General features: G+C 51.9%; 12 protein-coding genes. All 12 read right to left on the bottom strand.

Annotated elements, in window-relative coordinates; all coding sequences use genetic code 11:
* Positions 1-354: 354 nt before the first annotated feature.
* The gene (locus tag WBV27_RS10155; RefSeq protein ID WP_424201738.1) at positions 355-759 is read right to left on the bottom strand and encodes a thioredoxin family protein; all 405 of its coding nucleotides are present in this window, start codon (positions 757-759) and stop codon (positions 355-357) included.
* Positions 760-782: 23 nt separating this feature from the next.
* Complete coding sequence (locus WBV27_RS10150; RefSeq protein ID WP_424201736.1) at positions 783-1,655, bottom strand: PhnE/PtxC family ABC transporter permease; 873 nt, start codon at positions 1,653-1,655, stop codon at positions 783-785.
* Positions 1,652-2,443, bottom strand: a complete 792-nt coding sequence (locus WBV27_RS10145) for a PhnE/PtxC family ABC transporter permease (protein ID WP_424201734.1) — start codon at positions 2,441-2,443, stop codon at positions 1,652-1,654. The genes WBV27_RS10150 and WBV27_RS10145 overlap by 4 nt, the downstream gene beginning before the upstream one ends.
* 12 nt (positions 2,444-2,455) lie before the next feature.
* A complete protein-coding gene (gene phnC, locus WBV27_RS10140; protein WP_424201732.1) occupies positions 2,456-3,229 on the bottom strand; it encodes a phosphonate ABC transporter ATP-binding protein in 774 nt (257 codons plus the stop codon).
* Positions 3,230-3,268: 39 nt separating this feature from the next.
* The gene (locus tag WBV27_RS10135) at positions 3,269-4,342 is read right to left on the bottom strand and encodes a PhnD/SsuA/transferrin family substrate-binding protein (RefSeq protein WP_424201730.1); all 1,074 of its coding nucleotides are present in this window, start codon (positions 4,340-4,342) and stop codon (positions 3,269-3,271) included.
* A gap of 102 nt (positions 4,343-4,444) precedes the next feature.
* Positions 4,445-5,266 (bottom strand): PHP domain-containing protein, encoded by an 822-nt coding sequence (locus tag WBV27_RS10130; RefSeq protein WP_424201728.1) that lies wholly within the window; start codon positions 5,264-5,266, stop codon positions 4,445-4,447.
* Positions 5,267-5,968 carry a phosphonate C-P lyase system protein PhnL gene (gene phnL / locus WBV27_RS10125; protein WP_424201726.1) on the bottom strand — a complete coding sequence of 234 codons (702 nt, stop codon included), beginning with the start codon at positions 5,966-5,968 and terminating at the stop codon, positions 5,267-5,269. It lies immediately after the preceding gene.
* Positions 5,961-6,620: a chloramphenicol acetyltransferase gene (locus tag WBV27_RS10120; protein ID WP_424201724.1), complete on the bottom strand. Its 660-nt coding sequence runs from the start codon at positions 6,618-6,620 to the stop codon at positions 5,961-5,963. Before WBV27_RS10120 ends, phnL begins: the two co-directional genes overlap by 8 nt.
* A complete protein-coding gene (phnM, locus tag WBV27_RS10115) occupies positions 6,617-7,795 on the bottom strand; it encodes a phosphonate metabolism protein PhnM (RefSeq protein WP_424201722.1) in 1,179 nt (392 codons plus the stop codon). The genes WBV27_RS10120 and phnM overlap by 4 nt, the downstream gene beginning before the upstream one ends.
* 10 nt (positions 7,796-7,805) lie before the next feature.
* A complete protein-coding gene (locus WBV27_RS10110) occupies positions 7,806-8,645 on the bottom strand; it encodes an ATP-binding cassette domain-containing protein (protein ID WP_424201720.1) in 840 nt (279 codons plus the stop codon).
* Positions 8,638-9,507 carry an alpha-D-ribose 1-methylphosphonate 5-phosphate C-P-lyase PhnJ gene (locus WBV27_RS10105; RefSeq protein WP_424201718.1) on the bottom strand — a complete coding sequence of 290 codons (870 nt, stop codon included), beginning with the start codon at positions 9,505-9,507 and terminating at the stop codon, positions 8,638-8,640. Before WBV27_RS10105 ends, WBV27_RS10110 begins: the two co-directional genes overlap by 8 nt.
* On the bottom strand, positions 9,504-10,282 hold a 779-nt coding region (locus WBV27_RS10100; protein ID WP_424201716.1), incomplete at its 5' end, for a carbon-phosphorus lyase complex subunit PhnI. The genes WBV27_RS10100 and WBV27_RS10105, both read right to left, overlap by 4 nt.

Genomic DNA, 10,282 nt, shown 5'->3' with positions numbered 1-10,282 from the left:
ATGTGCGTGACGATGTCCATGAAGGCCTTCCCCAATATTTTCGGCATCTCACTCACAGGAGTAATCGTTTTCAAAACCAGAGTCGGTTGTTCCTGCGTTTCCACCATTTCGATCCCAAAGCTCATTTTATCCACGTCTCCTTTGCTGAAGCCCATTGTCTCATGCTTATTTTATCACTTCCGCATCCGCAGAACCATCAATACGATGGCTGCCGAAAAGCGCCTGAAACTGAGCAAATACCGGGCTGTTCGTGAGGTTCCTGAGGTAGCTGTTTTCCTTTCAGCGCAAACAAAAAGACGCCCGGCAAGAGCGTCTTCCTTTATGACAAGCAATGGATTCGGACATAATAAGTCCTTATTCCCCTTCAGCAAAAAGCGCTGTGATTGTAGCTTGCGAATCCGTGTGGTCCACATAGCCTACGACTTTTCCCTTCTCGAGCTTCAACAATTTCGGCAACGTCACGACTTCATGAACGTCCAGGATGTCCTGAATATCCTCATCGGCGTTATGTTCGTCCGTGTCGTAGTGGTAAACGATGGCATCCGTTTCGGCGATGGCCACCTCTAAAAGCGGCTCGAAGGCGCGGCAGTCTACACTCGTATCCCGGCCAAAGTAAATATAGGCGCTGTCCTGATCCATCACTTCGGCATATTCTCCCGGTTCGTAGATATATTGGTAGCTTTTCCCCGAGGCAGGCGTCAGACCGAACAACACCCACAAAGATGCCAGCGGCAACAACCATTTCAAATATTTTTTCATTACTGCTTTCCTCATTCCGAAACTTATTTCGTCGACAGGCTCTTCTTGATCCTTACGGAAACCGCCTCAAGCAAAAAGCATGTCAAGAGGATCAGGAAAGTGACGGCTCCGACTTCCCGCATGTTGTAATAAAAATTCCCAGCCATGAAGAGATTGAAGCCGATCCCGCCGGCACCTGCCGCTGCTCCCATCCCCAAGGCCACGATGTAGTTGATTTCGAAGCGCATGAAAGTCCAGGCCACCAACGAACGGATTGTGGTCGGCAATACGCCTTGGAAAACAATTTCCCACCAGCTGGCGCCGGTAGCTTTCAGCGCTTCAATGACGCCTCCGTCCATTTCCTCGAAACTTTCCGAAAACATCTTCGTCAAGTAGCCCAAGGAATGGAACGAAATGCCGATGACTGCCGCTACGCTGCCCAAACCGGCGACGATCGCAAAAATCAGCACCCACATGACAGTGGGAATCGCACGGATCAGCGCAACAAAACCTTTAATCAAGGCGGATGACCGTTTGCCGCCCAGATTCCGTGCGGCAAACAATCCCAAAACAACCGACAGAATGGCCGAGAATATGGTCGTCAAAAACGCAATCGCAAAGGTGATTACCACTTGCAGCAGCGCTTCATTGAGTCTGATGCTGCTCAATTCCGCTTCCAGAAAGATTGTCCTCAGATTGGCGAAAGTCCCATTGATCGCAAGTCCCCAATCGATGTTGCCGTAGTCGAAACTGATGAAAGCATAAAGACTGACAAGAGCCAAACCGGCCAGAACGAACCAAACATTGCGCAGACTGCTTTTCGGTCCGATTTCTTTCGATACCTCAGGCCCTTTGGATTCAATTCTGCGTTTTTTCTCGTTCAGTACTGCTTCCAATGGCAATCCGTTGTCGCTCATAAGATGGACCTCCTTACTTGGTTGGAGATGGATTCCAGTCCGATTACGACAATCATGATGCAAAGCACAATCAGGCTGCAGGAATGGTAATCCAGATTTTTGTAATAGAGATTGAAGATGTGGCCGATGCCCGATCCGGTCAGCATGCCGATCAAGGTGGCGCTGCGGACGTTGTTTTCGATGCTGTACAGGATCCAGGAAATGATTCCCGAGATGCTGTTCGGGAAAATCGCCTGGCCGATGATCTGCCAGCGGGTGGCGCCAGTGGCGGTCAAAGCTTCGACCGAATCCTTTGACGTTTCATCGATGGTTTCGATAAAGGCACGGTTCAAGGTTCCAAAAGTCACGAAGAACAATGCCAAGAAACCGGTCATGATGTTCATCCCGAAGGAGAACAGGAAAATCATCGACCAGACGATATCCGGCACATTCCGGAAAAAGGATGCGAACAGCTTGGATGCCCAAGCCAGCCCGTTGTTCACTTTTGTGGCTTCTGCCCCGAACAGAGCGAAGACATAGGCGAAAAGACTCGCGGCTGTAGCCGACGCCACCGACATCAGCACCGTTTCCACCAGCTTCTCCAGGATAGCCGGGAGCTTGGCCCAAGCAGCTTGATTCGGGTAAAAATTTTGTGTGAGCCAAACGGCTGCATATGGGAAAGCACTGAGCGCTTCCCCATATTCAAACTCCAGCAGAACGGAGGCGGCTACCACCAACAGCAGCATTGCCAGGAATGCGAGTGTTCTTCTGATTCCGCGTGTCTGCAGCGGGTTCGTTGTAACTTGCATGTTGTCCTCCTTTTAGGCCGAAATGTCGGTGATGAGTTCCCCGGCTTCGGAACCATAGATTTCATGGATTTTTTCCTGCGTCAATTCATCAGGTGTGCCGTCGAAGACGATCTGTCCGCCGTTCACGCCAATGATGCGTTTCGAATAGGCGATGGCGACATCGACTTGGTGCAGGTTGCAGATGACCGTGATGCCCATCTTTTTGTTGATGTCCTTCAAATATTCCATGATGACGCGCGAAGAGCTCGGGTCCAAGGAAGCGATCGGTTCATCGCAAAGGATCAATTTCGGGTTCTGAACCAACGCCCGGGCGATTCCGACACGCTGTTTCTGCCCGCCTGACAATTGGTCGCAACGTTGATGGATCTGTTCTTTCAGCCCCAGTTGTTCAAGAATCGTTGTCGCATGCGCTTTGTCTTCGTTCGTGAAGGCTCCGAACACCCCTCTGAGCGTGCTCGTGTAGCCAAGTCGGCCGTGGCAAGTATTATCCAGCACACTCAATCGGTTCACCAAATTATAGTGTTGGAAGATCATGCCGATCTGTCTTCTCAGCTCGCGCAACTCTTTCGTGTTCAGTTTTTCGGTATCCACACCATCGAACATTACCACACCTTCAGACGGATCAATCATGCGATTGATACAGCGAAGGAGAGTTGATTTCCCTGCACCGGACTTTCCGATGATTGAAATGAACTCCCCTTCTTCGACTGAGAAATGAATGTCCGACAATGCTTTCGTTCCCTTTGTGTATTCTTTCGATACATGGGTCATTTCAAGCAATGCCATTCTGTTTCTCTCCTTTTGATGTTTCCTTTATCTTATGGGTTATTTAGCCGACAATGCGCGGATCGGATCGAACCAAGCGTCTACCGCCGTCACAAATTGGGATTCGCCTTCTTTTTCGAACAGTGCAGATTCTTCCGATTCAGGATCTTTCCAGATGGATGGATCGTTGTTCATTTCTTCGCTCGTGAAGATTGCTTCCAAAGCTTCTTGATCTTCAGGGGAAGTAACATCGTTATTGATGACCATCGGCGCGTTCAGCACAGGCGTCACAGAAATGGACACGAATTCTTGTCCAGCCATACCAGTGAACGGATCAGCGGCATCTTCCTTGACTGCATAGGTCGTTCCGACTGCGTTCTTTTCGCCATCGACTGCTTCCACATAGTTGATCAAAGCAGTGTCACAGAAGGCCGCCACATCAGCGCGGTCAGTCAGCAAGTTGACTGCGGAGCCTTGGTGGGAGCCGCCGAACAGGACTTCGCTGAAGAATTTGCCTTCGCCGCCCTCCATCAGCAACTCTTGTGTCAGTTCTTCATCAGGGAAAGCCGCGATAATGCCTGAAGTCGGCACAACAAAGCCTGAAGTGGATGAGTTGGAAACGAAGGAGAAACGTTTGCCTTGGATGTTATCCAATGAATAACCGCCGTTGCCGTCGCTGTAGGCTTCCTCGTTGCCTTTTTTGACGTTGATCCAGCTGTAGTAGATGGCATCTTCCAAAGTGCCGGATTCTCCTGATGGAACAACCAATGGGATAACGTTTTCGTTCTTGTCGTGGGCTTCAACATACCCTTGCGCGCCCATGAAGGCCAGATTGGCTTGTCCGTTGGCGATCGCTTCGATGGCGATGGCGTAGTCGGTCGTCAGTTGATGCTCGACTTTTTTGCCGGTAGCTTCCTCGATATAGCTACCGATTGCTTCACGGGAAGCTTCCATATCGTTGCCTGACTCATTCGGATACCAGACGATCGTGATTGTATCCGTGTATTCGCCTGTCGTTGCAGTGGATTCAGTTCCTGTTGCTGAACCTTCCGTAGCCGATCCGCTGTTTCCGCATGCTGCCAGTGCCAATGCGCTCATTGAGAGCAGTGCAATCTTTGATAATACGTTTTTCATGTTAGCCTCCAGAACGATTTTTTGTTTTTACCTACATTACTAAAATTAACATATGTATATAAATTATCGGTTAAACGTATGTAAATTTGTGTTAATAAACTGTTAATGTTTCCAAACAAGGGGGTGCAGTGCATCCTCGGGAGCCAACGTGTGTCCCACTTCCAAAGGGATCCAATAGTTGCCATGGTAATCCGAGCCGCCGGTCAGGAACAGGCCATATTGCTCAGCCATTGCTTTGATACGCAGTCGGTCCTCTTCCGTATGATCCGGGTGGTTGATTTCAAGCCCTGCCAACCCGTTTTTTATCAGTTCAGGGATGATATCGAACGAGTCCAATTGGCCGGGATGCGCCAAAACAGGCAAGCCGCCGTCCGCTTTGATCGCTTTCACGGCAAGGTTCGCGTCGATGTATTCGATGTCGCTGGCGCAGATGCCGTCCCCTTTAAAGAGCCCCCGGTAAAGTGTCTTGTATTCGGCCGATCCGTAAGGCGCATCGGTCATGGATTCCATGATGTGCTGTTTGTAAAGTGTCGGCTGATTCCCTTTTGATTTCTTCAATTTGCTGGTCCGGATCGTATAGCCGTGGTCGATCAAGGTCTCCACTTGGATCCAGGAATGGTCGTCACGCCGCTTCAGCAATTCCCCGCAAAGGTCGTTGATGTGGACGGCTGGATAGTCGTAGCCGTAGCCGAGGATGTGCACTTTGCGGTTCCTTTTGAAATCATAGGCGGAGATTTCGATTCCGGGAATGACGATGATGCCGCGCCCTTCACCGGCTTTTTTGGCCGCCGGATAGGTGTCTGTCGTATCGTGATCGACGAAGCTGATCATTTCGATACCGTTCTTTTTTGCCTGATCGAAAATCGTCTCGATGCTGTCGTAGCCATCCGAATAATCGCTGTGTACATGCAGATCCACTTTCATCTAGTTCGCCTCCATTCTTCTTTCCTGCATCTGATAGGTATAATCGCAAAGTCCTTCCATGAATTCCAGATCATGGAAAATACCCAACAAGGTCGTTCCGCCGGCCTTCAGCTTCTGGATGACTTCACGGACTTTTTGCTTCGATTCATTGTCCAGGCTGGCCGTCGGTTCGTCCAGGAGCAGCAGCCGCGGATTCTTGACGGTCGCGCGGGCTATGTTCAGGCGCAGCTTTTCGCCGCCGGAAAAGGTGTTCGGATAACTGTCCCAGAGCGCTTCCGCTATGTCGAAATGGCACAATGCCTCTTTCGCGCGCAGCGTGGCTGTTGGTGCGTCCACTCCCGTCTCGAGCAGGCTCTGCTCGACCAGCTCCAATGTCGTTGTACGAGGCATGACGCTCAGAAATTGTGACACATAGCCGATTTCATTTTTGCGCAAATGGATGATGTCCCGTTCCGGTGCCGTAACCAGATCGATTCTGCCGAAAGCTTCCGAATCGTAATAGATGTGTCCGTTCTGGGGCAGATAAGTCCGATAGATGCACTTGATGATGGTGGACTTGCCGCTGCCGCTTTTGCCGACGATGCCGAGGAACTTACCTTTCTCCAAACCGAAGGAAATATCCTCTACGGCCGTCATCGTCTTGTTCAGATGATGGGTCGTAAAAGCTTTCTGCAACCCTTGCATCTCAATCAAATTAGCCATGTGCTCCTCCTTCTTCCGCCAAAAGCGGACTTTTTTTATATTTCTCGACAAAAATCTCAATCGGTCCGCGAAAATCCTCCAACCGCTGCTTGAGCAGCTCCGGTTCCCAATCCCACCACTTGATTTCCTCCAGGGCAGCGATGGTATCCGGCTCGAAACGGTGCTTCACGACCCGGGCCGGCACCCCAACGACGATGGCATAAGGCGGGATATCCTTCGTGACGACCGCGCCGGATCCGATGATGGCGCCGTTTCCGATCGTCACTTCGGGCATGATGATTGCGCCATGGCCGATCCAAGTGTCGTGTCCGATCGTCGTGATGCGGCTAAGACGGTGTTCAAAGAACGCTTCGTCCTCCCCGTCAGCAAAGCCGTACATCTGGGGACGGTAGGTAAAATGGTGCAGCGAGGCGCGTTCATAGGGATGGTCGGTCGGACCGATCCTTACCGCCGCCGCGATATTGGCAAACTTCCCAATCTGGGCATTCTGCACGAAGCAGAACTGACCGGTATAGGAATAGTCGCCGAAATGGCTGTTTTCGATGAAGTTATGCGGACCGATTTCGCAATAGCTTCCGAAGCCGACATTCGTCACGCTGGCTGTCGATGCAATCGTCGGATCCTCCGTCAGCCTTTTCTCATTGATGATCATCGGCGGTACTCCGTTCTGTAGACGATTTTCCCGTCGATCATGACGGAGGTGATGGCCGGATAGTTGTCCTTCGTTTTGATCAGCAGCAGGTCGGCTTTCTTGCCTTCTTCGATTGATCCGATTTCATGGTCCATCTTCACGGCTCTGGCCGGATTGATCGTCAGCATGCGGAACATCCGCGCCAAGCTGATGCCATGCGTCTGATGCATGATATAGATGGCATGGATCAAGGCAGCCGGATAGTAGTCGCTGCAGAGGATCGAGATGTTGCCTTCCTGGATCCCTTGGGCAGCGCTCAGATTGCCGGTATGCGAACCTCCCAAGAGGATGTTCGGCGCTCCCGCGATCGTCCACAGGCCCGCTTCATGGGCCGCATCCGCCACTTCCAGCGTAATCGGAAATTCGCTGATGGTCGTGCCGAGGCGTTTGACCAGCTCCAATTTCTCGATGGAATCATCGTCATGCGAAGCGACAGCCAAACCATGGGCCAATGCAACATCGGCCATTTCCGCGATCTGTTCGAAAGTGATTTTCTCCTTGCTTTGGCGTTTGACGATGACGGCTTCCGCCTCCGCATCGGTCAATTCCGAATAGCCAGCGATTGTCTTTTTGTAGATCTCCAGGTTGCGGTACTGCCCTTGCCCGGGTGTGTGGTCCATAAAGGAAATCAGATGGATTTTGCCATTGCGGATATGCTCCTTGACCTGCTCGACCATCTCGACATTGTCTATCTCGAAACGGGCATGCACGCGGTGGCGGATCATGTGATCGCTCGTGTGGGTGGCATTGATGGATTCGATCAACCGGTTCGCGTGCTTGGGCTGGCGGATCGCCTTCACCCCGAAATCCTGCTCTTTATAGAGGGAAAGCGAATGAAACATCGTCGTGACGCCGTGCGTAATCAGGATGCGCTCGCTTTCGCGCAGACCGATATTGAAATCCATCATCGCGGTCGGCCGCGGCGATACGATGGTCTCGATGTAATCGGAATGGATATCCACGAAGCCCGGCGCAATCAAGCCGCCATCCGCATCCAGCACGTTGTATTCCGGACCGTACTGATCCACTTCATGCTTCGACATGATTTTTTTAATGGTGTCGCCTTCAATCAGCAATGCGGCATTCTCCAACAGGGAATCCTCCAGCACGATCGTTCCGTTTGTGATTATGTACATGTCGTTCCTCCTATAATAATGAATAGACTAACTGTTGCGTGTAGGCGTGCTGTGGGTCCTCGAGCACCTGGTCGGTCAGTCCTTCTTCGATGATTTCGCCGTTGTACATCACGATGGTCCTGTCGGAGAGCATGCGGATGACCGCCAAATCGTGGGAAACGACGATCATGCTGATCTGCAGCTCGCGTTGGATCGTCTTGATGAGGTCCAAAACGTCGGCCTGCACACTCAGGTCAAGCCCGGTCGTCACTTCGTCCAGCAGCAGCACCGGCGGATTGTTCGAGAGCGCCTTGGCTATCTGCACCCGCTGCTGCATCCCGCCGGAGAAATTATTCGGCGCTTCGCTCGAGCGGAAAGTCGGGATGTTCACTTTGTCCAACAGTTCGTGGCCACGGTCGAACATTGCTTCGACGTTTCGGTGATTGGCGGCGATCATCTTCTCGGCGATGTTGGCGATCGACGAAAACTCCATCCGAAGCCCCAGCATCGGGTTCTGATAGACCATCCCCAGCAGCATGTTGCGGATCCATTTCTGTTGCTGAAGGGACGAGCCGAAGACATTATCCTGGCCGTCTTTGTAGTCCGCCAGCAAATATTCGCCGTCCGTAACTTCGCTGTCGAAATAGAGTGCCTTCATCAAGGTCGATTTCCCGGAGCCGCTCTCGCCGACGATGCCGATGATTTCGCCTTTGTAAAGGTCGAAGGAAATGTCACGGCAAGCGTAAACCGTTCCGCAGGCTGGGCAATAATTCTTTTCGAGGTTTTCCGGTTTATCCAGGCAGCGTGGACAGCCTTCCCCGAATTGCTTGTTCATGCCGCGCAGAGATAGTACAGGTGATTCTTTAGTCATGTCTGATGCCTCCTGCTGCCGTTTCTTGTTTTGCATTCAACCTTTCCAACAGGTACGATTGGTCATTCGTCAAATAGTAGGTTTCCCCTGTCGCTTCATCCACCAATTCATCGAGGAAGACGTCCGTCAACCCGGTCAATCGGCAGGCTGCGCCATCGAAACTTTCCACTTCGAAAGGGTGATCCTCGAAATCGATCGACACGACATCGGTATAAGGAGGAACGGCGTAAATTTTCTTTTCGCGCCCCGCCCCGAACAACACTAGCCCCTCATTATGGTTCAGCTTCGGATTGTCAAAACGCGGGATTGGGCTCGGCGCCATCAGATAGCGTTTGTTTACGATGACGGGATAATCCGAATGCATCGCCGTCTTGCCGTAGCGGACGATCTGTTCGAACAGATGCAGCCAAGAGACGCTGTATTCCCCGTATGCATGCATCGCCTTGGTCTTGCGTTCCGAAGGCTCGACCGCCCGCAGCGGTTCCGGCAGCGGAACCTGCAGCACGAGGATCTGGTCCTCGGTCAGAGGAACTTCCGGAACCCTATGGCGCGATTGGATCAGCGTCGCTTCGCTTGTATGGATCGTTGTCGCCACACCGGTCGTATCAGCGATCATTTTCTTGATGTTGACTGCATTGACGCTCTCGTCGGAGCCTTGGTCGATGACTTTCAGTACATCGTCCTCGCCGATCAAGGACAGGCTGAGCTGCAGTCCTCCCGTCCCCCAACCGCGTGCAATCGGCATTTCGCGGGATGCGAAAGGCACTTGATAGCCAGGAATGGCTACCGCCTTCAGGATCGTACGGCGGATTTCCATTTTGGAATTTTCGTCGAGGAAAGCGTAATTTCCTTGGTAATTCATTCTGTTCCTCCTTTGATCTTCCGGATGCCGTCCAACAACGACTGGAAAGTCACGTAATGCGGTAACTTCAGGTGCGAAATGAAGCCAGTCGATTCGACGGAATCCACATGCAGCAAGACAAACTCTTCATCGGATGTTGGATGGTTCTCGGCCGGGTGCTCCAACGAATAATCGAGGATGCTCATCGCGATTGTCTTTGTTTCGTTCTGGCCGAATGTCAGCCCGTAACCGATCGAAAAGCTCATCTTCGTTTCGCCTGCTTCATCTGTCACGTCAATCGGAATGAAGGACTCGACTTCGGTCACCGTGATCGATCCGATGTAATAGTCATTCTCCTCATCCTCCAGATAGCGCGGATCGGCGACATGGAGCGGCAGCTGGCCGACCCGCAGTTCGCCGATGTTCGGGTGGCTTGCGACGCCGTAGCCGCGGATTTCAGCATAGCCCAATGACGTGACCGCACCCGTCTGACCGCGCGTCAACGATTGCAGACGTTGGCTCCGGGAAGTCGGAAATTGGATGCTGCGTTTGGTGATATCATCAGGTTCGCTGTCGTCAAACGGGGCCGTTTCGAACAGTCCCTGCTCCTCCAGATAATCGACCACCTTCGGCAAACGGCGCAGATCCATCATCGGCGCGTCCAGATTTCCGGTTTGTTCTTCAAAGAACTTGGCTATTTGGATTGCCTCCTCTTCTGTTTCAGTCAGAAGATCGAAGTCGAGGAATCGTTGCGTAAAGTCATTGGCGATGCCCAGCAGCTGTCCTCCCGGAATAT

Source organism: Trichococcus sp., from assembly GCF_049589555.1.
Classification (GTDB): Bacteria; Bacillota; Bacilli; order Lactobacillales; family Aerococcaceae; genus Trichococcus.
The sequence above is the reverse complement of the archived record's forward strand: the minus strand, read 5'-3'. Positions and strand labels throughout refer to the sequence as shown.